Here is a 26,851-nt window from a genome sequence, read left to right as displayed (position 1 = left end):
AACCATGCGGATCCTCTTCGTCGCGGCGCCGCTCCAAGGGCATCTGCTGCCGCTCGTCCCGCTCGCCGCGGCCTGTCGCGACGCCGGGCACGACGTCGTCCTGGCCGCCGGCAACTTTCCGCAGGACGTGCTCGGCCTGCGGACGGCCGGGATCGGCGCCCGGTTCAGCCTGCCGCGCAGCGCGATCCGGGTCGCGCTGCGGCATCCGGGGCTGGCCCGGGCCGAGATGCGGGGCACGGCCGGCGTCGGCATGGTCGGCGAGCTGTTCGGCCGGGCCAACCTCGCGCTGATCGCACCGCTGCTGGCCCTCGCCGAGCGCGAACGGCCGGACCTGATCGTCTACGAGCCGCTGACCGAGGCCGGCGCGATCGTCGCCGGGCGGCTGTCGATCCCGTCGGTGCTGCAGGAGAACACGCTGTGGCCGGCCACGGAACTCTTCCGGGCGGTCACGACCAGCACGGTCCTGCGCCACCACTCGATTCCCGCGCCGGCCCTGACCATCACGGTCCGGCCGCCGAGCCTGCGCGATTCCCCCGCGCCGGACGGGGTCTCGATGCGCCCGGTCCCGTTCTCCGGCGGCGGCACGGCCCCGGAGTGGCTGCTCACGCCCGGCGACCGCCCCCGCGTGCTGGTCAGTCGCAGCACACTCGACGGCCCCAACGACGGCGATCCGGGCCCCGCCGTCATCGCCGCGGCCTCGCAAGTGGACGCGGAATTCGTCCTGGTCCGTCCGGCAAAAACCCACAAACTGCCTGCTAACGTACGGTCGGTCGACCGCATCCCGCTCGACGCCGCCCTGCCCCACGCCGCCGCGTTCGTGCACCACTCCGGCGCCGGAAGTGTCCTCGGCGGCCTGGCCGCGGGTGTGCCCCAGCTGACCACGCCGGGCGCGGGCGACCGCCGACACAATGCGGCCCTGCTGGCCCGGCGGGGCGCCGGCCTGTCCGTCGAGGCCGGGTCGATCACCGCGGCCGACCTGACCCGCCTGCTCACCGACACGACGCTGCGAGCCGCGGCCCAGGAGGTGGCGGCCGAGATCGCCGCGATGCCGTCCCCGGCCACGGTCGTCCCCGCCCTGGAGAACCTCGCCTGACCGGACCACCACGCCCGCCCGTGACGGCCGGGCGCGACGTCTGATTTCCGCGAGACCCCGGCCCCGGGACGGCCCGAGGATGAGCGCATGGATTTCGAGGTACACGCACTCCCCGAGGACGTTCTGGACCGGGCTCGTAAGGACGGCGCCGACGAGCGCCGGACGGACTTCGCGCGGATGACCGCCGAGGGCGACGAGGCGCTGCGCTGCTGTCTGCGCGGCGCGCGGCCCGGCGAGGAGCTGCTCCTGTTCAACTACGAACCGCCGGTGCCGTCCAGCCCGTACCGGGAAATGGGTGCCGTTTTTGCTCATGCCACGACCTGCGAGGGCCCGGCCGGCGACGGGTATCCGGAGGATTGGCGGGGCCGCCCGCAGGCGTTGCGCGCCTACGACAGCCGCGGCTGGATCCACCCGAACACCCGGGTCCACGACGGCACCGATCCGGAGGGTGCGCTCGCCGCGGTGTTCGCCGATCCGGAGGTGGTCCAGGTGCACAGCCGCAACATCGCCTACGGCTGCTTCATGTTCGTCGCCACCCGGCCCGGAGCGGCACAGCTAAATGCATCGATGAATAGCAATGCGGGTCCTAACGCATGACTAGGTGTCGCGCGACACGGTGACGCGTGACTATAGTTTGAGCCGTGCCAAGACATCTCATGGGAGCGGGCGAGATCGCCAAACGACTCGGGCTCAGCCGGCAGCGCGTGCAACAACTCGCCGAACGTGACGATTGGCCCGAACCCTTCGACGAGCTCGCCATGGGCCGGGTCTGGTTGAAAGCCGACATCGAAGCGTGGATCTTCGAACAACGCACCGCGCCGTCGGCGGCCGATCCCCCGGACAACGACTGAAGAGCAACGACTGAGGGCCGGTCGCGGGCCTCCTCCTGCGGCATTGGTTAACTGTCGCCATGGGTCTGTTCACGCTGGAGGAGGCCCGGGCGGAGCTGGAGCGGCTGCGACCGGTGCTGGAGGAGATCGTCGAGGTCCGGGCGGACATGGTCGAACTGTCCGCCGCGCTGGTCCCGGGCGGTGAACCGACACGGCTGGGCGGTCTTCCGGAGCGGAAGGCGGCCGAGGCCCGGCTGAACGAACTGATGACGTTCGTGCAGGAGTCCGGCGCCGAACTGAAGGGCGTCGCGCCGCTGCTCATCGACTTCCCGGCCGACCTCGACGGCCTGCCGGTGCTGCTCTGCTGGCTGGAGGGCGAGGCCGAGCTGATCTGGTACCACCGCCCGGACCTGGGCATCGCCGGGCGCCGCCGCCTGCCCGGGGCCGATAGGTGAGACAGGCGGCTCAGCGTTCGAGAACGGCCGCTCAGGAGGCCACCGTGATGGCGGCCGCGCCGAGGACCATGTCCCGGCCGGCCGCCTTCGCGGCGTAAAGCGCGGCATCGGCCCGCTCCAGCAGCCGCTCGGCCGATTCCGAACCGTTCCACACCGCGTACCCGATGCTGCACGTCTCGACCCCGGGCGTCGCCGCCCGCAGCCGGTCCAGGATCTCGGCCGCCTCGGCGTCCCCGCAGTCCGGCAGCGCCACCACGAACTCCTCGCCACCCCACCGGGCGATCAGGTCACCCTCGCGCAACTGGCCGCGGAAAGCGGTCGCCGTCGCGGTCAGCAGATCGTCCCCGGCCAGGTGGCCGTGCGTGTCGTTGTACCGCTTGAACCGGTCCAGGTCGGCGATCGCCACGGTCAGCGGCAGCCCCTCGGCCCGCGACCCGAGAAGCAGCTCGGCGAAGCGGGACTGCCAGGCCCGCCGGTTGGACAGCCCGGTCAGCGTGTCGGTGTAGGCCATCTGCTCCAGCCGGGACAGCAGCCGCTCGTGTTCCAGCGCGAGCGCCGTCTCGTCGGCCAGCAGCGCGACCGCGCGGGCGCGCAGGTCACTGACCGAGGCGACCCGCTGCTTCCAGCCGACGGCGAGCAGCGCGACGACACGGCCGTCGGCGATCACCGGCTGCCACATCATCGAGCGCGCACCGACGAGCTTGAGCAGCGCCGCCGAGACACGCGGGTCCTCGCCCGGGTCGGCCAGGAAGACCGGGCGGCCGTCCCGGTAGACGTTGGCGATCATCGAGCCGCTGTTGGTGGGGACCCGGGTGCCCATCACCTCGGCGCCGACCCAGCCGGTGACGACCAGGTCGTCGCCGTCGGATTCGAGCAGGCTCACCGAGTCGGCCTCGGCCAGTTCGCGGACCGCCTGGATGATCGTGCCGCGGGCGTCCTCACCGGTGCGGATGCGGCGCGCGGCGACCGAGACGGCGGCCAGCAGCCGGTCCGACTCGCGGACGGCGCGCTCGGCCAGGTGCCGGTCGGTGACGTCGTGCAGGTGGACGAGCATCCAGTGCTGGGCCTCGGTACGGCCGACGGTCAGCCAGACCCAGCGCACCGAGCCGTCCGGGCGCACGTAACGCATCTGCTGCCCGGCCGGCTCGTCCTGGACACTCAGGTCGACGTAGGCGTGGCTGCTCGTGCCGATCAGCTCCTCGGCCGGTTTGCCGACGAGATCGCAGAACGCCGGATTGACCGCGACGAACACGCCGTGCTCGTCGGTGATCCCGACGCCGGCCGGTGAGGCGTGGAACAGGCTCTGGAAGCGCTGCAGCACGACCGCGACCTGGTCACGGGCGACCTTCAGGTCGGCCTGGCGGCGGCGCATGGCCTCGTGCAGGATCGCCCCGAGCAGCGCGGCCATGCCGAGCTGCACCGCGTAGTAGCCGAGCTCACCGGTGCGCAGATCCGGTTCGAGCAGGACCGCGGTGACCCAGCCGGTGATCCCGAGCAGCCCGCAGAGCACCGCGGTCCGCCGGGCCGGCACCGCGCCGCCCACACCGACCAGGGTCAGCATCAGGGCGGTGGTGTAGTGCAGCTGCCCGGTCACGCCGACCTGGGCGACACTGTCGAGGACCGGCAGGTAGGCCAGGCGTTCCCAGCCCCGGCCGCTGCGCGAGCCGCGCAGCGCGGAGAGGGCCAGCAGCAGCACGGTCGTGCCGGTGAGCACGGTCAGGATGATCCGGGCCGGCCCGTCCAGCATGATCAGGTTCGCGACGAGGAACGCCACGTAGTACGCCGCGAGCGCGCCCCGGCGCCATCGCGCGGCCGGCGCGTCGTCCGGCTTCGGTGAGGGCGCCCCCGCCGACCACGAAGCGGAAGCCGCTGCCGCGTTCGCGGGGACCGGGCTCACGCTCGGGTCATCGTGCCGGTCAACGTTCAAGGCTTCCTCCCTCACCGTCCAGGCTTGTCGGCCGCCACGCGACCGAGTTGAGGAAGCCGCCGCCGCCCCGAGGCGAAAGGCCACCACCGGCCCGAAGCGAGGGGGCCACCACCGGCCCGAGCTGAGGAACGCCGCAGCAGCCACCGTCACGGGCGGCCGGCCGCCGTGGCCGCCGTCACGGGCGGCCGCGGCCGTCGGAGGAGCCGACTCCACCGCCGGCCCGACGTCGATCGGGCCGGCGGTGTGACGACGTTCAGGAACCGATCAGTGACGCCACCGCCTCCGCGGTCGCCGGAAAAGCCGTCAACAACGGCAAAGGCCTGGAAAACCCGCTTTCCGGTACGGCCTCGGCCACCACCCACTCCCCGGAACAGCCCAGCAGCCCGGCCACCGCGTCGGTGCTCGCGGGATGCGCGGCCAGGAACGCCCCGACCGGCCCGGCCGACGGCGGCCGGGCGACACCCGAGGTGGCCGGGGCCCGGCGGGCCAGCCACGGCGGTGTCCACCCGTCGATCGCGGCCAGCGTCGCCGGGAACGTGCGTCCGGCCTCCCGGGTCAGCACCGGAACCAGCTCGGCCGCCTGCTGCTTCAGCGCGGTGATCAGGGTCGGCAGCCACGGCAGCAGCACCGGGTCGGGCAGCCGCCCGAACGCCTTGGACAGCGTCTCCACGACGAACGGGGCCAGCCGCGGGACCGGTTCGAGGGCCTGGACGAACCCGCTCACGTACTGCGGGACGGCGGGCACCACCAGGGGGTTGCCGAGCAGGTCGTCGACCAGCGCGCGCAGCTCGGCCAGGGACAGGTCGCCGAGCTGGTGCCGGGCGGCCCAGAGCAGGGCGAGCTTGGCCGGGCTCTCCGGGTGCGACTGCCGGACGGCGATCTCCAGCTGGGTGCGGTCGCAGCCCAGGGACAGGGCCAGGCTCTCCATGCCGAACAGGAAGCCGAGCATGGCCCCGACCTGCCGTACGCCGGTCTCCTCCTCGACGAACGCGGTCGGCAGCAGCGTGCAGTAGTGCGCGTAGCCCGCGGTCACGAACCGCTCGCACCAGGACGGCAGCGCCGGCGTGGTCGCCCGGTAGTAGGCGAGCAGCCGCCGGATGCGCCCGAGCACCTCGGGCGCGTCGTCGACCGTACGTTCGGCCGCCAGCAGCTCGACCGCGCGGGCGCCGAGCTCGTCGGTCAGGCGCGGGCTCGTCAGGAACAGCAGGGAGTTCTCGACCGCCCGCAACGCGGTGGCCGCGGTCGCCTTCGGGTCCCACGCGTCGCGGCGCAGCCGTTGTTCGAGGACCTGTTCGACGGTGACGCCCTCGTAGCCGAGCTCGATGATGGTCCGCTGGTGGCGGCCCAGGTCGAGGTCCCAGCTCTCCTGGATGTGTTTCTCGCCGAGCTTGCGGCTGCCCATGATCGGGCGGACCGCCTGGTCGGGCAGCAGGTAGCGCAGCATCCACAGCAGCTGGGAGCAGGGCGCCAGCTCGGGCCGGGCGGCCAGGTCGAGCAGCGCGCGCTGGATGCTGCGCTGTTCGAGGTTGAGCCCGAGCGGGGCCAGCCGGTCGTAGACGTCGCGGGCCAGGGGTGGCAGCGCGTCGTAGCCGACCTGGCCGATCCGGTCGCCGCCGAGCAGGATCTCGCACAGCCGCCGCACGTCGCGGCGGCCGGGCACGGTGTCCTTCTCGATGCAGGTGACGGCCGCGTCCTGGAAGTCGTACGGCGTCGGCCGGGCCCGCCCCCGCATCCCGGCCAGCAGGATAGACGTCTCGAAGACGGCGATCGCGTCGGCGGTGCTGGCCAGGTACCCGTTGCGGCGGGCCAGCCGGACGATGTCGACGCACCAGCCGCGCAGCTCCTCCTCGTCGAGGCCGTCGAGCGCGGGCGGCCCGGAGAGGTAGCCGGTCAGGTGATCGGCGACCGGCGCGTCGCCGGCTGTAGGCAAGGGCAGCGCCTTGGTCGTCTTCTTCCCGCCCTTCTGCCCGTCGAGCTGGAACGGGGTGAGGCGGAACTTCTTGAGCTGTTTCTGCCAGGTGGTGGCCGCGATCGACACCGAGCCGGGGGCCAGGCCGAACTGGGCCTCGATGGCCGAATGGCTGGACGGGATGAGCCCGTAGAGCCAGGTCGTCGCCGTCCGCGGGGTGATCGCGAAGTCCGGCGTGCCGGGCGCCGAGCCGGCCTCGGGGACCCGGCTGGCCGCGTGGAAGGCGCCGCAGATGTACAGGCAGTCGGCCGGGTCGGCGCCGGTGGCCGCGAGGTGCTCGCGGATCCGGGTCCACATGTAGCGTTCCCGGTCCTCGTCGCTCTCGTACCGCTTGGTGTCGTGCGGGGCGAGCCGCCGGAACAGGCTGCCGACCATGGTCATGACCTGCCGGTACGTGTCGTGGTCGGCCCCGGCCAGGGGCTGCTCGACGTACTGGTCCCACCACTCGGACCAGTGCCGCACCCGCCCGTGGTGCAGCAGGTGCTCCTCCAGCTCGGCGAAGCGGGGCCGCAGGTCGCCGATCTCCACGCCGACCGCGTCGCCGTGCAGGTCCTCCTCGGCCTCCGGGGCCTGGCCGGGCTGCTCGGGGTCGGGCTGCCACTGGAAGACGTGGTCGGTGGACCGGTCGACCAGGACGAGTTCGACGCCGGGCGTGTCCAGCGCGTACGAGATGGCCTGGTACTCCGCGGACGCCTCGGTGATCGGGGCGATCACCGAGAGCGGCGCCGACTCCTTCGGGAACCCGTCGAGCTGGGAGGCGAAGGCCTGCACGGCGACCGGCAGCCGGCAGTTGCGCAGCTCGGTGAGCAGCGGCTGCAGATCCTCACAGAGTTCCAGGTAGACGACCTTGGGTTGTTTCTCGCGCAGTCGCCGGAGCATGGCCAGCGCCGAGGCCGGCGAGTGGTGGCAGACCGGGAAGATCTCCAGCGGCTCGTTCAGGGCGTGGCCGACGTCGTCGACGATGCCGGCCAGGATCTCGGGCAGCGCGGCCGGGCCGCCGCCGAGCGCCTCGGCCGCGCCCAGCAACTGCTCACGCAGGGAGTCGAACGTCATGACAGGGTCGCGATCGCCTGCCGACCGCCCTCCAGGAAGCCGGTCCACTCGCCGCTGTGCTCCTTGCTGCGCGGCTCGACGACACCGTGCCAGTACTTGTTCAGGATCGCCAGGTCCTCCGGGCTGCGCCGGGCCAGCGAGCCGACCAGTGACGAGGCCAGGGTCTGCGAGGTGAGGGCGCTGGCGCCGAAGAAGTTGCTGTGCAGGATCGCGTCCTCCAGGACGCCGATCTGCTCGGCGGTGGACAGGGCCGACTCCAGGCGCTCGTCGTCGCTGGTCGCCGACGCGGACGCGGCGCGCAGGTCGGCGAAGCTCTGCAGCAGCACGTCGAGCAGGGTGGGCGGCACCTCCAGCTCGATGTTGTGCCGGCGCAGCAGCTCCTCGGTGCGGAAGCGGACGATCTCGGCCTCGCTCTTCTTGTTCGTCACGACCGGGATGCGGACGAAGTTGAAGCGCCGCTTGAGCGCCGAGGACAGGTCGTTGACGCCCCGGTCGCGGCTGTTGGCGGTGGCGATGATGCTGAAGCCGGGCTTGGCGAAGACGATGTTGTCGTCGTCCAGTTCCGGGATCGACACATACTTCTCGGACAGGATCGAGATCAGCGCGTCCTGGACGTCGCTGGTGGAGCGGGTCAGCTCCTCGAAGCGGCCGATCACGCCGTTCTCCATCGCGGTCATGATCGGCGACGGGATCATCGAGGCCCGGGACTGGCCCTTGGCGATGACCATCGAGACGTTCCACGAGTACTTGATGTGGTCCTCGGTGGTGCCGGCGGTGCCCTGCACGACGAGCGTCGAGTTGCGGCTGATCGCGGCCGAGAGCAGCTCGGCCAGCCAGCTCTTGCCGGTGCCGGGGTCGCCGATCAGCAGCAGGCCGCGGTCGGAGGCGAGGGTGACGATGGAGCGCTCGACGAAGCTGCGGTCGCCGTACCACTTCTGCTCGATCTCGCGGTCCAGGCCGTCGGCGCGCTCGGAGCCGAGGATGAACAGGCGCACCATCTTGGGGCTGAGCCGCCACGAGAACGGCTTGGGGCCGTCGTCGATCGACTCCAGCCAGTCCAGCTCCTCCGCGTACTTGACCTCGGCCGGGGCGCGCAGCATGTCACTCATCAGTAGTCTCCTGTTGTTCTCAGACGAGGAAGTTCTTGAGCTCGGTGACGAGCTTCTTGATGTGTCCGGAGAGGACCGGGGTGCCCTGGTCCTTGAAGCGCTGGCGGAACCACGGGTTGACGCTCTGGTGGCCGCCGCTGCTGACCGAGCCGACCGGGATGAACTTCACCCCCGTACGGTGGATGGCCTGCATGCCGTCCCAGACGCCCTGCTCGTTCCACTCGTAGAAGTCGGAGATCCAGACGACGACGGTGTTCCGCGGGTCGGTGATCTTGGGGCGGGTCAGGTCGAGCGCGACCGTGCCGTCGGTGCCGCCGCCGAGCTTGGTGTGCAGCAGCACCTCGAACGGGTCGTGCACCCACGGGGTCAGGTCGAGCGCCCGGGTGTCGTAGGCGACCAGGTGCACGTCGACCTTGGGCAGCCCGGCGAAGATCGAGGCGAGGATGGTGCAGTTGACCATCGCGTCGACCATCGAGCCGGACTGGTCGACGACCACGATGAGGCGGGCCGGCTCGATCCGTTTCGCGGTCTGCTTGTAGTAGAGCCGGTCGACGTAGAGGCGCTCGTCCTCCGGGCTCCAGTTCGGCAGGTTCTTCCAGATCGTCCGGTCCAGATCGAGATTCCGGAAGATCCGCTTCGGGGGTACGGACCGGTCGATCGTCCCGGTGCTGGCCTGCGCCACCTGCGTGCGCAGCACCTCGGCCACCTCGTCGACGAAGCGCCGGATCAGCGCCTTGGCGTTGGCCAGCGCGACGCCGTCCAGGTTGTCCTTGTCGCGCAGCAGCTGCTCGATCAGGGACATGCTGGGCGTGAGCTGCTTGGCCAGCCGGTTGTCGGCCAGCACCTCGCGCAGTCGCATCCGGCTGACCAGGTCGCCCTCGATCCCGGCCAGGGTGGCGCCGAGCCCCGCCCCGGAGCCCGCGCCGTTGCCGGCACCGGTGCCCGCACCCGCGCCCGCGGCCCGCCCGCGCAGCCCGCCCGGCTCGCAGCCCATCGCCCGCTCGAACCAGCCGGCGTCGGCCTGCCAGCGCTGCAACTGCTCGGCGGTGACGTTGCCGGAGCCGGTCGCGAACACGTTGAGCAGCAGTTTCGACGCGAGCGCGGCCCGGCGGACCTCGCCGTCCCGGTCGTCGCCGGGATCGCTGATCAGGCCGTCGAACTCGCCCTCCAACTGCGGGAACCGCTGCACCAGCGTGTCCACCGAGACGGACGGGTCGAGCAGCGCGGCGGGCAGCCCCTGATCGCCGACGATGGCCATGCTCGCGGACTCCAGCGCCGCCTGCTCCTCCGGGTCGAAGAGCCGCGCGAGCAGCCGCCAGTACAGGATCTGCCGCTGGGTCTCCGCCGTCCCGCCCTCAGAAGCAGCCGCGCCCCCGAAAGCCACCCCGCCCTCAGAAGCGGCCTCACCTTCAGAAGCGGAAGCGCCGGGCGCCGGTGATGTGCTCATTTGCGCAGCAACCTTCCCGCGCGCTCGCGCAGCACGTCGACCGCCGTCCCGGCCGCCGCCTCGGCCTTGGCCGCCTTGGCCTCGGTCGGCCCGAGCGCCCAGTCCCCACCGTGAACCGTCACCGGTTTCTTCTTCACCAGGGTCTGCACGGCGAGCGGCTGCAGCAGCCACTGCCCGTCCCACCGGAGCAGTCCCAGGCACGCGGCCGACGCGGCGACCAGTGCGGGCGTGAGCGGCCCGGCCGCGGGCAGCCGGTCCAGGTCGAGGGCGAGGGTCACACCGCCGCCGAGGTCGAACGCGCCGTCGGCGTGCCCGTACCCCTCCAGGAGCACCGGCTCGGCGAGCGCGGCCGGGTGCCGGTCGAGCGGCGCGACCGGCGGCGCGGCGGCCGGGCCGAGCCGGACCCGGGCGGCGGCGAACGGCTCGGCCGGCTCCCCGGCCGCGGCCTTCGTCTCGTCCCAGATCAGGTCGCCGCCCGGGGTGAGGCCCATGCCGGTGACCTCGACCGTGCGGTGCTCGGCGACCACGCCCCGGAAGATCGGGAACGGGCTGAGCAGCCGCCATGCGGAGGCGCCGCTGATCGTGTCGACCTTGGCGGCGGCGACGCCGGTGCGGACCAGCCGGACCGCGCCGTCGGACGTCTCCAGGAGCCCGTGGGCCTGGGCCTGGAACACCGTCGGGTGCTCGTGCAGGTCGACGCCGAGGATCACCAGCCGTCCGTCGACCGGGGCGGCCTCGGCGCTCGGGTAGCCCGCCTGGGACAGCAGCAGCGCCCGCGTCCACAGGTCGGCCCAGCGGCGCACCGGCACCCGGGGCAGCGTGGAGACCGGCGCGGCCGAGCGCAGTTCGGCGGCGAACCCGTCGAGCAGCACCGCGAGGCGGCGGCTGGACGGGTCGGTCAGCAGCGACTGCACGGCCTGGGCGGCGCCACCGGCCAGTTCGTGGTCGACGCCGCGCCAGCCGGCGATGGCCAGCTCCCGCAGCCAGGAGCGGCCGGCGGCCAGCAGCTGACCGGAATCGGTCACGGCCGGTGCGGCCGAGGCCTCGGCGCGGGATCGGCCGAGTGCGGTGTCGAGGCCGGACAGCAGGGCGTCGTGGGTGGCGCCGAGCAGCGCGGCCCGAGCCCCGGCCAGGGTGGCCAGGTGGTCGTCGGTGACCGTCCCGGCGATGATCTTGCCGATGGCGTCGGTGACCCGGTCGCCCAGCGGCGATCCGCCGAACGCGGCGGCCAGCGTCTCCAGGGCGGCGGCGCGTTCCTCGTCGATCCGGGCCAGGCCGTGGACCAGCGCGTCGTCCAGACCGTCGACCAGGGCGAGGGCCTCGGGGAGACCGTCGGGGGTGGACCGGAGGGCGTCGGCCAGCATCAGCGCACCGCCGCCGCGGCCGGGAACCACTGCAGCTCGGGCAGCGGGTCGGTGGTCGGCTCGACCTCGAGGTAGGCCAGGTGGCGCAGGAAACTGGCGAACACCTCGGCCGCCCGGTTCGGCGCGGTGGTGGTGTGCAGGCCGGCCCAGAGATCGTCGCCGCCGTCGGAGAGGTCGGCCTTCAGGTAGCGGGCGACGCGGTCCAATCCGTACTGCGCGACAGCCGCGTCGGCCAGCGCGCGGATGTGGTTGCAGGCGCGGGAACCGCCGGCGAGGCCGCCGCACGGGCGGTTGTTGTTGGTGTTGCAGCTCAGCCCGTGGTCACCCGCCGTGATCGAGGAGACGTAGACGCGCTCGACGTCGGAGCCGCTGGACACCACCCCCTGAAGTCGGCCGTCGGCCAGCTCCACGAACGGCACCTTGGCCAGTTTGCGTGGCTCCACCGGTGCGATCACGGGCGCTGAGCTGCGTCGCTCGTAGGCGGCGCGATCAGTCGTCACAACAGTCCCTCCCTCGTCCTTCGAGTGGAGGTAGTTCTATCGGAGCGGTACGACAAAAACTTCGGCGGATCCCGCCCCGATCTGGCCGGGGCGAGCGTATAAGCAGTTCAGAGCCCCGAAATTCGAATTCCGGCGGCGCCCAGCATCCGCGGGTCGGCCCGCCGGCCGGTCGCCGCCACGATCCGGTCCGGACGGATCAGCAGGGCTCGGGCGGTACCGGGATCAACAAGATCGAACCCGGGGCCGAGCGTCGGGTCGAGCGCGGCCGGGCAGAGCCGGCCGCCGCCGCGACCGACGAGCGGGCCGCGACCGAGGGCGGGCCACACGATCGTCGTGGCGCGGCGTTCGATGCCGGGCAGTCTCGTCACGGTCCGTAGCAGCGTGCGTGCGGCTCGGCCACCGGTCATCAGACGTCCGACCAGCATCGCCATCCGGATCATGCTTCTCGCGTACGGCTTCCGCTCGGTCTCGTAGGTTCCCAGCAGCCGCTCGTCGGCGTCCCCGGCCAGCACGAACGCCACCTTCCAGGCCAGGTTCGCGGCGTCCCGGATCCCGGCGCACAGGCCCTGCCCGATGAACGGCGGTGTCAGGTGCGCGGCGTCCCCGAGCAGGAAGACGCGCCGATCCCGCCACCGGTCGGCGACCGCCCCGCGGAACGTGTACTCGGCCTCGCGCAGGATCTCCGGTTCGGCCCCGCCGAGCCACGGCCGCATCCGGGCCCGGGCGTCGACCGGCTCCCGGAGCAGGAACTCCCAGCGATAGCGGCCCGGCGTGACCATCATGAACGTGGCTGCCCGCACCGGGTCGCACACCTGCTGCACACCGTCGTAGACGTCCAGGGGCTCGGGCGCGACCGCGTCCACGACCAGCCAGTTCTGCGTGAACCCGAGGTCTTCCCAGCCGCCCCCGATCGACGCTCGGACCGCGCTGTTGGCGCCGTCGCAGCCGAGCACCACGTCGGCGGTCAGCGCGCCCTCGCCGTCGGCTGATCGGTAACGGACATGGACGGGGCCTCCCGAGGGAGGCTGCGAAACGCCGTACACCTCAATCGGTTGGCGAAGCCGGGCGCGCGGCAGCGAGCGCAACTCGGAGCGCAGCAGGCGTTCCAGATCGGGTTGGTCGAACATGTTGGCCTGCGGGAATCCGTGCGGCCCGACCGGGTCGCGGGTGAACGTGGCCAGTGGCCGCAGCGCCGGGTCGACCAGCTGCATGCCCGGCGCCGGTCGTGAGATCTTCCGCAGCTCGTCGGCCAGCCCGAGGCCGGCGAGGATCCGGAACACCTCGTCGTCGAAGTGGACCGCGCGGGGCAGCGGGTACGGCTCCGGGAACCGCTCCAGGACCAGGCATTCGACGCCGCGCCGGGCCAGCATGATCGCGGCCGTGAGCCCGGTCGGGCCGGCCCCGACGATCACCACCGGCACATGTTCCACTAGGACAGGGTGCCCAGAAACGCGGCCGATCCACCGGCCAGGAGCAGTCCGATCAGCCCGAACCAGATGATCATGCCGCGGCCCACGCCGATGTCCTCGACGCGCGCCGCGAGCGCCTCGTCCCGGGTACGGGTGGTGAAGAAGCTCGGGACCAGGCCGTTGCTCGTCGCGCGGCCCAGCGCGAACACCGGGACGCCGCGGGACATCCGGGCCTCGGTCAGCTCCAGGCTCTCGTGTTTCTTCAGCCCGGCCACGATGTCCGGCGGGACGATCGGGGGCAGCGGCACCGGCGCCGCGCTGCGGTAGTAGAGCCGGATCGACTCGGCCGGGGACGGGTCGGTGCGCAGGCTCCCGCCCAGTTTCCGCGGGTCGACCGGCACCCGGCCGCTCGGGTCGGCGATGGCCGGCCAGCCCGGCGAGCCGACGTCGAGCAGCAGGTCCTCGCCCACGTCGGAGTCGCGGCGACTCGGCGAACGGGTCAGCCGGACGTGGTACCAGACACAGTCCTCGCCGCTGACCGGGCCGACCTGCGGACCGGCCGCACCGTACTCGATCCGGGCCTCGGCGGCGACCGGCCCGCGGCCCCACGAACCGATCGGCACCGGGAGGACGCGGCGCAGTGTACGAGCCTCGAGGTGGCTGCCGATGTGCAGCAGCAGGAAGATGCCGGCGCCGGCGAGCAGGAATCCGCCGAGACAGAAGCCGATCGTCGCGATCGTGACCACGTGGTCAACATAGAGCGAGCGGGCAACCGGGGAATCCATCGATCGCTCCCGTTTCGCAACCGTGCGGACGGATCCTTCCCGCGTGCCCTTCGACGACGTCCTCCTCGACCCGGCCGCCGCGCATCCGGAGCTGGCCACTTTGCGGGCCGCCCTGCGCCGGCGCGACTGGGCGGCCTGCCGCGCGGTCCTCGGCGCGGCCACGCTCACCGGCCGGACCTGGCTGATGGTGTGGGCCTCCGACGAGCCCGGCATCGAGGAGGGCCTGCGGTACGTGCTGCATCAGGATCCGTCCGACAGCACGGCCGCCGCGCTGCTCGCCTGGCACCTGATCGACGTCGGCTGGGCGGTCCGCAGCCGGGCCGACGCCGCGCACGTGAGCGCGGAACAGTTCGAGGTCTTCCACGGCTGGCTGCGCCGGGCCGAGGCGGTGCTCATCGACGCGGCCGCGCGGGTGCCGCAGGATCCGGCGCTGTGGGCGGCCCGGCTGGTCACCGCCCGCGGCCTCGAACTCGGGCCGGCCGAGACGCGGCGACGCCACGACCGGCTGCTCGCGGTCAACCCGCACGACTACGCCGGCCAGTGCCAGTACCTGCAGAGTCTGTGCCCGAAGTGGGGCGGCACGTGGCCGGAGGTGCACGCCTGGGCCGCGGCGGCGATGACGGCGGCACCGCTCGGCGCTCCGCAGGGCGCGCTGGTCGCGATGGCGCACCTGGAGAAGTGGCTGGAACTGGACGGGGAGCAGGCCACGGCGTACCTCAAAGGCGATGTGGTCCGCGACGGGATCGCCCAGGCCGCCCACCGCTCGGTCTGGAACGAGGGTTTCCGGCGTGAGCCGGGCTGGGTCCAGGCCGCGAGCACGTTCGCGATGGCGTTCAGCCTGATGGACGAGCGTCCGGCCGCCGGGTCGGTGTTCGCCCTGCTCGGCCCGCTGGCGAGCGAGTTCCCGTGGCGATATCTCGCCGGCGATACCGCCGCCGTCGTCAAGGACATGCGGGCCCGGTCACTGTCCGCTGTGGGAGGGGTCCGATGATGTCGATGTACGACGTCGACGGCGTCCCCACGCTGCACTCGCCCGCCACCGGGCCGATGCGGGCCGGTCTCGTCTTCCGGGTCGGTTTCGCCGACGAGCCACTGGCCCGCCACGGCATCACCCACCTGCTCGAACATCTCGCGCTGCACTCGCTCGGGATGGCCGAGTACCACTTCAACGGCGAGACCGGGGTCGAGCACACCGGCTTCCACCTGACCGGTTCGCCGTCCGAGGTGGCCACGTTCCTGACCCGGGTCAGCGCGGCCCTGCACGACCTGCCGATGCACCGGCTGCCGATCGAGAAGGACGTGCTGCGGGCCGAGGCGAGCGCGCGCGGCGGCACCGACCCGATGCCGCTGTGGCGGCACGGTGCGGTCGGGCACGGCACCGTGTCGTACCCGGAATGGGGTCTTCCGGCGATCACCGAGGACGATCTGCGGGCCTGGGCGGCCCGGTACTTCACCAGGGACAACGCGGTTCTCTGGGTGACCGGCGAGCAGATCCCGGCCGGGCTGCGCCTGACCCTGCCGCCGGGCCGTCGCGAGCCGTCGCCGGCACCGGCCAGTGCGCTGCCGGTCACGCCGGCCTGGTTCCGGGGCGGGCCGGGCGTGGTCGCGTGGGACGCGCTCGTCGCCCGCGGCGCCGCCACCGAGGTCTTCGCCGACCTGCTGGAACGCGCGATGTTCCGGGAGCTGCGCCAGGAGAGCGGGCTGTCCTACACGGCCGGCGCCCGCTGGCGTCCGATCGGCCGCGACCGGGCCCTGGTCGTCGCGTTCGCCGACGCGCTGCCGGAGAAGCAGGGCGCCGTGCTCGGCGGTTTCGTGGACGTGCTGGCCCGGCTGCGGGCCGGGATCGTCGACCCGGACGACCTGGCCACCGTGGTCCGCCGGCGCGGGCAGGCGCTGTGGGAGGCCGAGCAGTCCGGTGACCGGCTCGCCGGGGTGGCCCGCGACTACCTGGCCGGGCTGCCGGTGCGGTCGGCCGAGGCCGAGTTCCGCGCGTACGAGGCGGTCACCGTCACCGAGATCGCCGCGGTGGCCGCCGCCGCGAGCGCGGCCGGACTGCTGATGGCGCCGTCCGGCACGTACGGCGACTGGGCCGGCTTCACCCCCGCGCCGAACTCGTCGACGACGACGGTGACCGGCACCGCGTACGAGTCCCTGGAGGATCCCGACGAGAACCTGATCATCGGCCCGGACGGGGTCAGCGTCGGCGACCGCACCGTCCGCTTCGCCGACTGCGTGATCATGCGAGCGTGGCCGGACGGCGCCCGCGCGCTCCTCGGCACCGACGGCATCGGCATCTCGGTCGAGCCCACCCTGTACCGCGGCGGCGCCGAGATCATCGGCTGGCTGGACCGGGGCGTGTCCCCGGCCGTCCGCGTCGACCAGCCGCCCCGCGACCCGTCCCGGGTGCCGACCCCGTCGCCGGCCGTCCCGGCGCCGGCGCCGGCGCGCTCCCCACGCCCGCTGGCCACCCCGACCAAACGCCAGCAGTACCTGATCAGCGCGATGATGAGCGCCTTCGTCGCCGGCGTCTTCGTCTCCCTGCAGAACCAGGAACCGGTGATCGCCGGCCTGATCGGCCTGACCATGGTGTTGTTCATCGCCGGCGTCCGGATAGCCCGCGGCCTGGTCAAACCGGCCCCGAGCCGCTAGGCCCGGCCGCGCATCTCCTCGTCGAACGACCGCTGGGCCTCGCGCATCACGGCCAGCTCGGCCGGGTCGGCGAAACGCTCCAGCATGGTCGCCTCGTCCACGTCCTCCAGGTGCGTCTGCACCCACCAGATGTTGCCGGCCGGATCCTTGATCCGGCCGCCCCGATCACCGACGATCCCGGAGGTGAACACCGGCGTGACCAGTGTGGCGCCGGCCTCGATGGCGCGGGCCACCACCGCGTCGGCGTCGTCCACGTACACGCTGAGCAGGCTCGGTGTGTCCGGCCACTCGGGGCGCGCGTCGAACGCCATGATCACCGAGTCCCCGATCCGGACCTCGGCGTGCCCGATCGTGCCGTCCGGGTTGCGCACGCGGCCGGCCTTCCCGGTCGCGAACACCGCCTCGACGAAGTCGAGAAACCGGTCGGCCCCCTTCGCGGCCACGTAGGGGGTCACGCTCGACTTGCCACCGGGAATCCTCATGCGCCGAGCATCTCCCCCGATGCGGCCAGTTCCTGTCCGCAATCTCAAATTCCGTTGCTTCGCGTACGGGCAATGGATAGAACTTGGCCCTTGATGCCTTCAGCCCCCGGCCTCGTCGTCCGCCCGATCACCGGCCCCGACGAGGTAGACCTGTTCAACACCCTTCCGTACCTGCTCAACGACGAGATCACCGGTGATCTGGACGCCGGGCGGCGGCGACCGGAGTGGCTCTGGGTGGCGCTGCGCGGAGACCGCGTGACCGCCCGTGCCGCCTGGTGGTCACGCCCCGGCGACGCCCGGCCGTCGACCATGGACATCTTCGACGCGCCCGACCCCGGCGACGGCCGTGAACTGCTGCGGGCGGCGCTGCCGGCCGTCTCCGGCGACGCGGTCCCGCCGCACTACATCCGCTTCCTGCCGCCGGACTGGAAGGGCGACGAGCGGGCCCGCCGGGAGACCGAGTCGTGCCTCGCGCTGCTCGGGGAGACCGGGGCCCGGCTGTTCGTCGAACGGCTGCGCTGGGAGTGGCGGCCCGGCACACCGCTGCGGGCCCCGTCCGGCCGCCTGGAGTTCCGCCCACCGCGGGACGCCGGCGAGCTGATCGACCTGATGGAGCTGGTCCTGGACGGGACGCTGGACGCGTACAGCCGGGACGACCTGACCCGGATGACCCCGCGCGAGGCGGCCGAGCAGCAGTTCGAGGAGGAACTCGCGCGGTACGCCGGCCCGCGGGACTGGTGGCGGATCGCGACCCGGCCCGGCGACGGCGACCCGGTCGGCTTCGTGGTGCCGGCCCACAACGGCTACCACGCGATCATCGCCTACCTCGGCGTCGTCCCGGCCCACCGCGGCCACGGCTACATCGACGACGTCCTGGCCGCCGGCACCCGCGTTCTCGCCGACCAGGACGCCCCGCGGATCCGCGCCGCCACCGACGTCACCAACACGCCGATGGCCGCGGCCTTCGCCCGGGCCGGCTACGAAACCTTCCAGCACCGCCTCGACCTGACCTGGTCGAGCTGATCAGAGCGCGGGGACGCGGTCCAGCTCGATGCCGAAGTGGCTCTTGTAGGCGGCCAGGACCTCGGCGTCCGAGCCGAGGGCCGTCTCCGTCCCGTCCCGGAGCAGGGACCGCCCGCTCAGCGTGATCCGGCTGTCGCCGTCCAGCCGCGAGCACACCGGTTTCCTCCGGAAGTTCGACTCGGGCCAGGTCTGCTGCCACCAGCAGGCCGGCTCGAAGTCGGTGAGCGGCCGGGCCCGGCGTTCGAGCCGGTACTGCGGCTCGCCGTCCCGGTAGATGTCCAGGTCACCGTCGTCGGCCGGGATCACCGCGAACCGCCCGCCGGGGTCCGCCTGTTCGCCGGGCGTGTCCAGCCGCAGCGGGTACGACGAGTGGCGACCGAACCCGACGTCGACGACCCACCGCCCGTCCACGATCAGCGCCAGGTGGTCGAAGAGCGGCCCGAACCGCCCGTCCCCGCGGTGCACCCGCGAGGCGACCCGGTCCACCGAGTACCCGAGCTCCTCAAGGAGCAGCGCGAACAGCCCGTTGAGCTCGTAGCAGAACCCGCCGCGGCGCCGGGTCACCACCTTGTCGAACAGGTCGCCCGGTTCCAGGGAGATCGGTTCACCGAGGTGGATGCTGAGGTTCTCGAAGGGTACGGCGGTCTGGTGCGCCCAGCTCAGTTCGCGCAGCGCCGCGTCGTCGGCGACGGCCGGTCGTGGTTGTCCGATCCGGTTGAGATATGCGGGGAAATCCACGCCGTCAGCTTTCCCCATGAACCGGGCTTCAGGTCAACCAGGTCGACAACCACCTATTTGTTGACGATGATGTCAATCACTGCCAAGGTCGGGACGAGCACCCCGCACCCCACGGGAGATGACGCATGACTGCTGATCATCCGACCCCCAGCGACCGGGCCCGCGCCCTCGTGATCGGCGCCTACGACACCCACGTGCACGTCGCGCCGGACGTGATGGAACGGCGGATCGACGACGTCACCCTGGCCCGCCGGTTCGCCGAGGTGGGGCTGGCGGGTTTCGTGCTCAAATCGCATTATGTCCCGACCGCCGAGCGGGCGGAAGTCGTGCGCGGTGTCGTCCCCGAGGTCGAGGCGCTGGGGGCGCTGACGCTCAACGGCTCGGTCGGCGGCCTCAACCCGGTCGCCGTGGAGATCGCCGGGCGGCAGGGCGCGCGGGTCGTCTGGCTGCCGACCGTGGACTGCGCGAACGAGCGGGCGAGCGTCTCCTCGCTGCCGCCGGGCGCGACCCGGCCGATGTGGGCGGCGCTGCAGTCCGAGCTGGCCGAGCAGGGCATCGTCGCGCCGGCGATCGACGTGGTGGACGCGGGCGGGAAGATCGTTCCGGCGCTGCACGAGGTGTTCGCGGTGATCGCCAAGCACGACATGGTCCTGGCCACCGGCCACCTGAGCGGGCCGGAGATCGTCGCCGCGGTGGACGCGGCGGCCGACGCCGGGGTGCGGCGGATCATCGTCACGCACCCCGAGTTCACGTCCCAGCAGCTCGACGTGGACACCCAGCGGCATCTGGCCGCCCGGGGCGCGCTGCTGGAACGGTGCTTCACCACCGCGTACACGAAGAAAGTCTCTTGGGAATTGCTCTTCGAGCACATCCGCGAGGTCGGCCCGGAGCATTCGCTGCTCTCCAGCGACCTCGGGCAACCTTTCAATCCGCCGGTGGAGGACGGATTGGCGCTGCTGGCCGATCGCCTTTTAGAAGCGACATTCACCGACGATGACGTACGGACGATGGCCGTCACCAACACCCGCCGCGTTCTCGGGCGTCAACCGTGAAACCCGTCCTGAATCACCGACGCCCTCAAGTGACCCGGGGTCAGGTCGTGGCCGAGCCGCAGCCGGTGCAGAACATCCCGTTCGGCGACACCTTGGTGCCGCACTGCCCGCAGAACCGGCTCGCCTCGGTCGCGGCGGCCAGCGGAGTGCCGCAGTGCTGGCAGTACTTGCCGCCGCCGGTGTCGTTGGCACACGACGGGCAACGCCCGACCGCGGTCTGGCCGTAGACCGTGCCCTGCGTCCAGTCGACCTGGCGGATCTTCTCGTCGAGCTGCTGGACCTGGGCCCGGGCCTGCATGCCGACGATCTCCTGGTCGAGCTTGGGCGCACAGTTGACGCAGACCCCGCGCTCGTCGTTCCAGCAGACCGGGCCGCAGACCCACTCGCCGCAGCGATGACACTGGTGGAAGTGCGGGCGGATCTCCTCGACCGCGCCCTGCAGAGCCTTGTCCCAGGCCGGCCCGCGGGTGCCGTCGCGCATCCAGTTCGCGTCCCAGCCCAGCTCGGAGGCCCGGCGGCCCCACTCGCCGCCGATCAGGTCGCCGCCCATGCGCAGCAGCTTGCCGCCGAAGTTCGTCACCGACCTCTTGAACGACGAGGTGTAGCCGTTCCCGCACCGCTCGCAGTAGAACTCGAACTGATAGCCCTCCTGCGTCGAGCGGTCCTGATAGTTGTCGGTAAAGCCGAACATGCCCATCCCGCGTCCCCTTCTGGCACCTCGTCGTGACGCTACGCCGATCGGTCCGACTTATCGATATGCCATCTGTCATGCACCGTTTCCGCCAGAAGAAATCGAGACTAACGGCGACCACATTCAGAACTAGGAGGCGATTCCGCCAACAAATCCGAATAATCGCCCGCATGACCTCATCTGACGATCAGACGCCCGAGACGCCCCGGATGCCCAGCAGCGACCTGTGGACCGCCGACACCGCGCGGGACTACGACGTGGAATCGGCCGAGATGTTCGCCCCCGACGTGCTCGGGCCGGCCGTGGACCGGCTGGCCCGGCTGGCCGGGGACGGGCCGGCGCTGGAGTTCGCCATCGGCACCGGGCGGGTGGCGATCCCCCTGGCCGATCGAGGCGTCGCGGTCAGCGGGATCGAACTGTCCCCGTCGATGGCCGCCGCGCTGCGGAGCAAGGATCCCGCGGAACGGATCCCGGTCACCGTCGGAGATATGGCGACGACCCGCGTCCCCGGCGAGTACTCCCTGGTTTACGTCGTATGGAACAGCATCGGCAACCTGCGCACCCAGGACGAGCAGGTCGAGTGCTTCCGCAACGCGGCCCGCCACCTCGCACCCGGCGGCCGGTTCGTCGTCGAACTCTGGGTGCCCGACATCCGCCGGTTCCCGCCGGGCCAGACCGCCGTCCCGTTCGTGGTCGGCGACCAGCACACCGGATTCGACACCTTCGACATGGTGACCCAGCAGGGCACCTCGCATCATTACCGCCGCGCGGCCGACGGCCGCATCAGCTACGGCTTCAGCAACTTCCGCTACATCTGGCCGGCCGAATGCGACCTGATGGCCCGCCTCGCCGGCCTGCGGCTGGAGCAGCGCCACGCCGACTGGACCGGCACACCGTTCACCTCGGACAGCGGAAGCCACGTGTCGGTTTGGAAGAAATAGAGCGACATGAATCACAGCGGGGCGTGACCACCTGGTCGCTCTGAGAATTCTCCAAGAACCCGCCCCTAGCGTTCGGTGCCTGATTAGCCCCAATCAGGCAGAGGAGCGTCGATTGTCTTCCCCCCGCTACACCCACATCGTCTGGCCGCTGTTCCGCATAGTCGTCGGCCTGCTGTTCACCTGCCACGGCCTGTCCAGCCTGTTCGGCCTGTTCGGCGGCAAAGGCGGCACCGGAGCCTCCGTCCCCGTCGGCACCTGGCCCGGCTGGTACGCGGCCGTCATCCAACTCGTATGCGGCCTGCTCGTCCTGTTCGGCCTGTTCACCCGGCCCGCCGCGATCCTCGCATCCGGATCCATGGCCTACGCCTACTTCACCGTGCACCAGCCCAACGGACTCATGCCGATCGAGAACGGCGGGGTGACGCCGGCTCTGTACTCGTGGACGTTCCTGCTGATCGCGGCATTCGGGGCGGGAGCGTGGTCGGTGGACGAACTGATCGCCGGACGGCGGGCCCAGGTGGCGCCGGCACCCGAGGTCGAACGCGTCTGACCTGCGCGCTTGCCCGCCAAGGCAAGTCCTGCCGATCACCGGACAAACCCCACCGCACCTCAGGGGGGGCGATCCCACGACCATTATCGCGCAAATCGCGGAGGTCCCGGGACGCCCTGTGGACAGACCGTCAGTGTGGACAACCCGGATGATCGGCAGGACACGCCTAGGATCGGGCGCGGCACCGACGGACAGCCGGTCCCGGCCTCGGCCGCCTCACCAGCGGACAGCCGGTCTCAGCCTCGGCCGCGTCAACCGGCTGCGGTCACAGGCCCGGATGGACGCGGAGGCCGCGGATTGTCGCGCTGCGCTCGGCCACCGGGCGCGGGCCGCGGACACCTGCGGCGCGGGCGCTCGCGCAATTCGCTCGCCAGACGACCGGGCCCGCACGGACAGCGCCGTCGCGGGGCGTCATGCCATCGGGCCCAGCAACGGGTGGACGCGGAGGACGGCGGCGCCGTGGGCCGGGACGGTGACCGTGATCGGGCCGGTCACGGTGGTGTCGAGGCCGGTCCAGACGTCATGGAGACGGTAGGCCGGGGCCGCCGGCAGGGTGATCGGCGCGGTCATCACGGCCGGCGTGTCCGAGCTGTTGTAGAGCGCGACGGCCTGATCCCCACCGGTCAGCGGCCGGGCGTAGACGCCCGGGCCGATCAGCACGGCCGGGGCGCCGAGCGGGTCCTGGTCGATGGCGATCACGTCGCGGTCGGTGAGGATGGCCAGGGCGGACGCCGAGAGGGACCGGAGGTCGGTGCCGGCGATCAGCGGGGCGGCCATCATCGCCCACATGCCCATGTGGGTGCGGTATTCGGTTTCGGTCATGCCGCCGTTGCCGACTTCGAGCATGTCGGGGTCGTTCCAGTGGCCGGGGCCGGCCCAGGCGAGCACCTGCGTGTTCAGGTCGATGATCGACTTCACGGATGACCAGGTGTCGGTGATGTCGTCGGTGGTGCGCCAGAGCTGGCCGACGCCGGCCGCCCAGGTCCACGGCTGGGCGGTGCCCCACTCGCAGATGGAGTACAGGATCGGTCGTCCGGTCGCGCGCAGGGCCGACGCCATCGTGGTGTAGCGGCGGGTGTAGTCGGCGCGGGAGCCGTCCGAGTTGTTGAAGCAGTTGTCGTACTTGAGGTAGTCGATCCCCCACCGGGCCCAGGTCTGCGCGTCGATCCGTTCGTGGCCGAGACTGCCCGGATATCCGGCGCAGGTCTGCGTGCCGGCGTCACCGTAGATCCCCAGCTTCAGGCCGCGGGCGTGGACGTAGTCGGCGAGCGCTTTCATCCCGTACGGAAATCGGGTGGGGTCTGGAATCAGACGACCGGACGCGTCGCGGTCCTTCAAGGACCAGCAGTCGTCGATGTTGACGTAGCGGTAGCCGGCGGCCGCCATCCCGTCGGCCACCATGGCGTCCGCGGTTTCGCGGATGAGCTGGTCGTCGACGTCGCAGCCGAACGCGTTCCAGTCGTTGAAGCCCATCGGCGGGGCCGGGGCCGACGCGATCGCCGGCCGCTGCGTTCCCGGCCAGGTCAGGGTCGCCAGCGTCAGGGTGACGACGGCGGCGAGCAGGGACCACAGGGGCACACGAGCCATCCGGGCAAATTACCCGCGGTTCCTGTGCCCCGATCCACAGTTTCGGTGGCCGGGCGTCGGACCCGACCACCGATCAACCGCTTTTTCAGGTACGGGCGAGCCAGAACACCAGGCCGATGGACTCGTCGGTGAACTCGCGCGGCTCGGCCCACTCCGGTTCCCCGGCGGCGAAGTCGGTAGCCAGCACCTCGTCGGCGACCAGCTCGCCGTGCTCGGTCAGGGCCAGCGCGGTGTCCCCGTCGGCCCGGAACCGCAACCGGATCCGGTCGGAGACCTCCAGGCCACTGGCCTTGCGGGCCTCCTGGATCTGCCGGATCGCGTCCCGGGCCACGCCGGCGCGGCGCAGTTCGGGCGTCAGGTGCAGGTCGAGCGCGAGGGTCGCGCCCGAGTCGGAGGCGACCGCCCAGCCCTCGCGGGGGGTCTCGGTGATCACGACCTCGTCCGGGACGAGTTCGATCTGCTCGTCGCCGACGGTCAGGGTGGCTGTCCCCTTCGTCCGCAGATCGTTCTTCAGGGCGGCGGCGTCGGTGGCCTGGATCGCGGCCGCGACCTGCTGCACCGCCTTGCCGAAGCGCTTGCCGAGCGCGCGGAAGTTGGCCTTGGCCGTGGTGTCGACGAACGAGCCGGCCAGGCCTTCGACCGCGATGACGTTGAGCTCGGCCGAGATCTCGGCCAACAACTCGGCCGGCAGGTCGGCGCCGCCCGAGACCAGGGCCCGGGACAGCGGCTGACGGATCTTGAGGCCGGACTCGGCCCGGGCGGTGCGGCCCAGCTCGACCAGGCGGCGCGTGGTCGCCATCTGCACCGAGAGGTCGTGGTCGATGAGCGACACGTCGGCCACCGGGAACGCCGCCAGGTGCACCGAGGACGGCGCCTGCGGGTCGACCGGGACGATCAGATCCTGCCAGACCTGCTCGGTGACGAACGGTGTCAGCGGCGCCATCAGCAGCGTCACCGTGCGGAGCGCCTCGTGCAGGGTCGCGAGGGCGGCCGGGTCGCCCCGCCAGAATCGGCGGCGACTGCGACGCACGTACCAGTTGGAAAGATCGTCGATAAACGCGGCGATCAGCTTGCCGGTCTCGTGCGGGTCGAACGCGGCCAGCGCGGCGTCGACCCTCTGGATGAGCAGCTGCAACTCGGAGAGGACCCAGCGGTCGAGCGCGGTGCGCTGCACCGGCTCGTCGGACGGCGTCCAGTTCGAGGTGCGGCCGTAGAGGGCCTGGAAGGCGACGGTGTTCCAGTAGGTCAGCAGGACCTTGCGGACGACTTCCTGCAACGCGTTGTGACCGACCCGGCGGGCCGACCAGGGCGAGCCGACGGCGGCCATGAACCAGCGGACCGCGTCGGCGCCGTGCTGGTCCATCAGCGGGATCGGCTCAAGGATGTTGCCGAAGTGCTTGGACATCTTGCGGCCGTCCTCGGCCAGGATGTGACCGAGACAGACCACGTTCTCGTACGAGTTGCGGTCGAAGACCAGCGTGCTGATCGCCATCAGCGTGTAGAACCAGCCGCGGGTCTGGTCGATCGCCTCGGAGATGAACTGCGCGGGGAAGCGCTGCTCGAAGAGCTCCTTGTTCTTGTACGGGTATCCGAACTGGGCGAACGGCATGGAACCGGAGTCGTACCAGGCGTCGATGACCTCGGGGACGCGGGTGGCCGTTTCCGCACACTCCGGGCAGTCGAGCGTCACGTCGTCGATGAACGGCCGGTGCGGGTCGATGTCCGACAGGTCGCGATGGGTCAGGGCGCTCAGCTCGGCCCGGCTTCCGACGCACGTGAGGTGGTCGTTGGCGCAGCGCCAGATCGGCAGCGGCGTCCCCCAGTAACGGTTGCGGGACAGCGCCCAGTCGACGTTGTTGTTCAGCCAGTCGCCGTACCGTCCGCGCTTGATGCTCTCCGGCTGCCAGTTCGTCTTCTCGTTCTCCCGCAGCAGCGCGTCCCGCACCGCGGTGGTCCGCACGTACCACGACGGCTGCGCGTAGTAGATCAGTGCGGTGTGGCAGCGCCAGCAGTGCGGATACTTGTGCTCGTACGGCTCGTGCTTGAACAGCAGGCCGCTCTCCCGCAGCTCCTCCATCAGCGGCGCGTTGGCCTCGCGGAAGAACATGCCGCCGACCAGCTCGATCTGCGCCTCGAAGGTGCCGTCGCGGCGCACCGGGTTGACCATCGGCAGCCCGTAGGCCCGGCAGCTGGCCAGGTCGTCCGCGCCGAACGCGGGCGACTGGTGGACCAGGCCGGTGCCGCTGTCGGTGGTCACATAATTGGCCAGGATGACGATGTGCGCGTCCGGGATCTCGACCAGCGCGAACGGGCGCTGATAGGTCCAGCGCTCCAGTTCCTTGCCGAGGAACGACTCACCGGTCGGCGTGAAGCCCTCCGGGATCAGCTGCTCGGCGACGACCAGGCGCTCCTTGCCGTCGGTGACCACCACATACGTCACCGTGGGGTGGACGGCGACCGCGGTGTTGGAGACGAGCGTCCACGGCGTGGTCGTCCAGACCAGCAGCGACGTGGTGCCGGCGAGCGGGCCCGAGGTCAGCGGGAAGCGCACGTAGACCGACGGGTCGACGTCGATCTCATATCCCTGGTCGAGCTCGTGGTCGGAGAGCGTCGTCTGGTCCCGCGGGCACCAGGGGGCGACCCGGAAATCCTCGACGAGCAGGCCCTTGTCGAAGATCTGCTTGAGCGACCACCAGACCGAGTCGATGTACTCCGGGTCCATCGTCCGGTAGGCGTCGTCCATGTCGACCCAGTAGCCCATCCGCTGGGTGAGCTGGGCGAACGCGTCGGTGTGGCGGGTCACCGAGTCGCGGCACCGGGCGTTGAACTCGGCAATACCGTACGCCTCGATGTCCTGCTTGCCGGTGAAGCCGAGCTCCTTCTCGACGGCCAGCTCGACCGGAAGTCCGTGACAGTCCCACCCGGCCTTGCGGGCGACGTGGAAGCCCTTCATCGTCCGATACCGCGGGAACACGTCCTTGAACACGCGCGCCTCGATGTGGTGCGCGCCGGGCATGCCGTTCGCGGTGGGCGGCCCCTCGTAGAAGACCCACTCCGGGCGGCCCGCGGACTGCCGCAGGCTCTGTCCGAAGACGTCGTGCTCCTGCCAGAAGCGCAGGACGTCGTGGTCAAGGGCGGGTAGGTCGACCTGAGCCGGAACCGGGCGATACATGCCACGAAACTTTACTCAGCCCCTG

Annotated in this window: 23 protein-coding genes; 10 read left to right on the top strand and 13 right to left on the bottom strand. The window is 71.5% G+C overall.

Going from position 1 to position 26,851, the window contains the following annotated elements; genetic code table 11:
- Positions 1 to 4 precede the first annotated feature (4 nt).
- From ACSHV8_RS07165 to ACSHV8_RS07150, 4 genes are all read left to right on the top strand, one after another.
- The gene (locus ACSHV8_RS07165) at positions 5 to 1,093 is read left to right on the top strand and encodes a glycosyltransferase (RefSeq protein WP_436530609.1); all 1,089 of its coding nucleotides are present in this window, start codon (positions 5 to 7) and stop codon (positions 1,091 to 1,093) included.
- Between the two features lie 87 nt (positions 1,094 to 1,180).
- A complete protein-coding gene (locus tag ACSHV8_RS07160; RefSeq protein WP_436530607.1) occupies positions 1,181 to 1,690 on the top strand; it encodes a DUF1203 domain-containing protein in 510 nt (169 codons plus the stop codon).
- Positions 1,691 to 1,734: 44 nt separating this feature from the next.
- Positions 1,735 to 1,944 carry a helix-turn-helix transcriptional regulator gene (locus ACSHV8_RS07155; RefSeq protein WP_436530605.1) on the top strand — a complete coding sequence of 70 codons (210 nt, stop codon included), beginning with the start codon at positions 1,735 to 1,737 and terminating at the stop codon, positions 1,942 to 1,944.
- Between the two features lie 59 nt (positions 1,945 to 2,003).
- On the top strand, positions 2,004 to 2,378 hold the full coding sequence (locus tag ACSHV8_RS07150) for a DUF2203 domain-containing protein (protein ID WP_436530603.1): 375 nt from the start codon (positions 2,004 to 2,006) through the stop codon (positions 2,376 to 2,378).
- Between the two features lie 31 nt (positions 2,379 to 2,409).
- Here ACSHV8_RS07150 and ACSHV8_RS07145 read toward each other — a convergent pair whose 3' ends face one another.
- From ACSHV8_RS07145 to ACSHV8_RS07110, 8 genes are all read right to left on the bottom strand, one after another.
- Complete coding sequence (locus tag ACSHV8_RS07145) at positions 2,410 to 4,305, bottom strand: sensor domain-containing diguanylate cyclase (RefSeq protein ID WP_436530601.1); 1,896 nt, start codon at positions 4,303 to 4,305, stop codon at positions 2,410 to 2,412.
- Between the two features lie 253 nt (positions 4,306 to 4,558).
- Positions 4,559 to 7,327: a DUF5682 family protein gene (locus ACSHV8_RS07140; RefSeq protein WP_436530599.1), complete on the bottom strand. Its 2,769-nt coding sequence runs from the start codon at positions 7,325 to 7,327 to the stop codon at positions 4,559 to 4,561.
- Entirely contained in the window at positions 7,324 to 8,436 is a 1,113-nt protein-coding gene (locus ACSHV8_RS07135; protein ID WP_436530597.1) for an ATP-binding protein, read from the bottom strand. The genes ACSHV8_RS07140 and ACSHV8_RS07135 overlap by 4 nt, the downstream gene beginning before the upstream one ends.
- A 19-nt stretch (positions 8,437 to 8,455) precedes the next feature.
- Positions 8,456 to 9,883, bottom strand: coding sequence for a vWA domain-containing protein (locus ACSHV8_RS07130; RefSeq protein ID WP_436530595.1), 1,428 nt, complete (start codon positions 9,881 to 9,883; stop codon positions 8,456 to 8,458).
- Positions 9,880 to 11,247: a hypothetical protein gene (locus ACSHV8_RS07125; RefSeq protein ID WP_436530593.1), complete on the bottom strand. Its 1,368-nt coding sequence runs from the start codon at positions 11,245 to 11,247 to the stop codon at positions 9,880 to 9,882. Before ACSHV8_RS07125 ends, ACSHV8_RS07130 begins: the two co-directional genes overlap by 4 nt.
- Complete coding sequence (locus ACSHV8_RS07120) at positions 11,247 to 11,747, bottom strand: hypothetical protein (RefSeq protein ID WP_436530591.1); 501 nt, start codon at positions 11,745 to 11,747, stop codon at positions 11,247 to 11,249. The genes ACSHV8_RS07125 and ACSHV8_RS07120 overlap by 1 nt, the downstream gene beginning before the upstream one ends.
- A 107-nt stretch (positions 11,748 to 11,854) precedes the next feature.
- A complete protein-coding gene (locus tag ACSHV8_RS07115) occupies positions 11,855 to 13,177 on the bottom strand; it encodes a bifunctional 3-(3-hydroxy-phenyl)propionate/3-hydroxycinnamic acid hydroxylase (RefSeq protein WP_436530589.1) in 1,323 nt (440 codons plus the stop codon).
- Positions 13,177 to 13,941, bottom strand: a complete 765-nt coding sequence (locus ACSHV8_RS07110; RefSeq protein ID WP_436530588.1) for a hypothetical protein — start codon at positions 13,939 to 13,941, stop codon at positions 13,177 to 13,179. The genes ACSHV8_RS07115 and ACSHV8_RS07110 overlap by 1 nt, the downstream gene beginning before the upstream one ends.
- Positions 13,942 to 13,984: 43 nt before the next feature.
- On the opposite strand from ACSHV8_RS07110, the gene ACSHV8_RS07105 reads away from it, so the two are divergent.
- Both ACSHV8_RS07105 and ACSHV8_RS07100 read left to right on the top strand, forming a co-directional pair.
- Entirely contained in the window at positions 13,985 to 14,932 is a 948-nt protein-coding gene (locus tag ACSHV8_RS07105; RefSeq protein ID WP_436530586.1) for a hypothetical protein, read from the top strand.
- Positions 14,929 to 16,590: a M16 family metallopeptidase gene (locus tag ACSHV8_RS07100; RefSeq protein WP_436530584.1), complete on the top strand. Its 1,662-nt coding sequence runs from the start codon at positions 14,929 to 14,931 to the stop codon at positions 16,588 to 16,590. The genes ACSHV8_RS07105 and ACSHV8_RS07100 overlap by 4 nt, the downstream gene beginning before the upstream one ends.
- Here ACSHV8_RS07100 and ACSHV8_RS07095 read toward each other — a convergent pair.
- Entirely contained in the window at positions 16,587 to 17,072 is a 486-nt protein-coding gene (locus tag ACSHV8_RS07095; RefSeq protein ID WP_436530583.1) for a VOC family protein, read from the bottom strand. The two genes, ACSHV8_RS07100 and ACSHV8_RS07095, sit on opposite strands and share 4 nt — an antisense overlap.
- Before the next feature lie 93 nt (positions 17,073 to 17,165).
- Between ACSHV8_RS07095 and ACSHV8_RS07090 the strand changes: the two genes are divergently transcribed.
- Positions 17,166 to 18,095 (top strand): GNAT family N-acetyltransferase, encoded by a 930-nt coding sequence (locus ACSHV8_RS07090; protein ID WP_436530581.1) that lies wholly within the window; start codon positions 17,166 to 17,168, stop codon positions 18,093 to 18,095.
- Here ACSHV8_RS07090 and ACSHV8_RS07085 read toward each other — a convergent pair whose 3' ends face one another.
- Positions 18,096 to 18,833 (bottom strand): arylamine N-acetyltransferase family protein, encoded by a 738-nt coding sequence (locus ACSHV8_RS07085; protein ID WP_436530579.1) that lies wholly within the window; start codon positions 18,831 to 18,833, stop codon positions 18,096 to 18,098.
- A gap of 125 nt (positions 18,834 to 18,958) precedes the next feature.
- Here ACSHV8_RS07085 and ACSHV8_RS07080 point away from each other — a divergent pair, with 125 nt between their 5' ends.
- On the top strand, positions 18,959 to 19,885 hold the full coding sequence (locus tag ACSHV8_RS07080; RefSeq protein WP_436530577.1) for a DUF6282 family protein: 927 nt from the start codon (positions 18,959 to 18,961) through the stop codon (positions 19,883 to 19,885).
- A 40-nt stretch (positions 19,886 to 19,925) separates the two neighbouring features.
- Here ACSHV8_RS07080 and ACSHV8_RS07075 read toward each other — a convergent pair whose 3' ends face one another.
- Complete coding sequence (locus ACSHV8_RS07075; RefSeq protein ID WP_436530575.1) at positions 19,926 to 20,576, bottom strand: double zinc ribbon domain-containing protein; 651 nt, start codon at positions 20,574 to 20,576, stop codon at positions 19,926 to 19,928.
- A 170-nt stretch (positions 20,577 to 20,746) separates the two neighbouring features.
- Between ACSHV8_RS07075 and ACSHV8_RS07070 the strand changes: the two genes are divergently transcribed.
- Positions 20,747 to 21,517 carry a class I SAM-dependent DNA methyltransferase gene (locus tag ACSHV8_RS07070; protein ID WP_436530573.1) on the top strand — a complete coding sequence of 257 codons (771 nt, stop codon included), beginning with the start codon at positions 20,747 to 20,749 and terminating at the stop codon, positions 21,515 to 21,517.
- A 112-nt stretch (positions 21,518 to 21,629) separates the two neighbouring features.
- The gene (locus ACSHV8_RS07065) at positions 21,630 to 22,067 is read left to right on the top strand and encodes a DoxX family protein (protein ID WP_436530572.1); all 438 of its coding nucleotides are present in this window, start codon (positions 21,630 to 21,632) and stop codon (positions 22,065 to 22,067) included.
- Positions 22,068 to 22,478: 411 nt separating this feature from the next.
- On the opposite strand, the gene ACSHV8_RS07060 is transcribed toward ACSHV8_RS07065, so the two are convergent.
- Positions 22,479 to 23,654 (bottom strand): glycoside hydrolase family 27 protein, encoded by a 1,176-nt coding sequence (locus ACSHV8_RS07060; protein ID WP_436530570.1) that lies wholly within the window; start codon positions 23,652 to 23,654, stop codon positions 22,479 to 22,481.
- An 85-nt stretch (positions 23,655 to 23,739) separates the two neighbouring features.
- Positions 23,740 to 26,826 (bottom strand): isoleucine--tRNA ligase, encoded by a 3,087-nt coding sequence (ileS, locus tag ACSHV8_RS07055; RefSeq protein WP_436530568.1) that lies wholly within the window; start codon positions 26,824 to 26,826, stop codon positions 23,740 to 23,742.
- Positions 26,827 to 26,851: the final 25 nt, after the last annotated feature.

Origin of the sequence: Actinoplanes sp. HUAS TT8 (assembly GCF_051380535.1) — a bacterium.
Taxonomy (GTDB): Bacteria; Actinomycetota; Actinomycetes; order Mycobacteriales; family Micromonosporaceae; genus Actinoplanes.
Note: the sequence above shows the minus strand (reverse complement) of the source record. Positions and strands in the feature narration are given on the sequence as shown.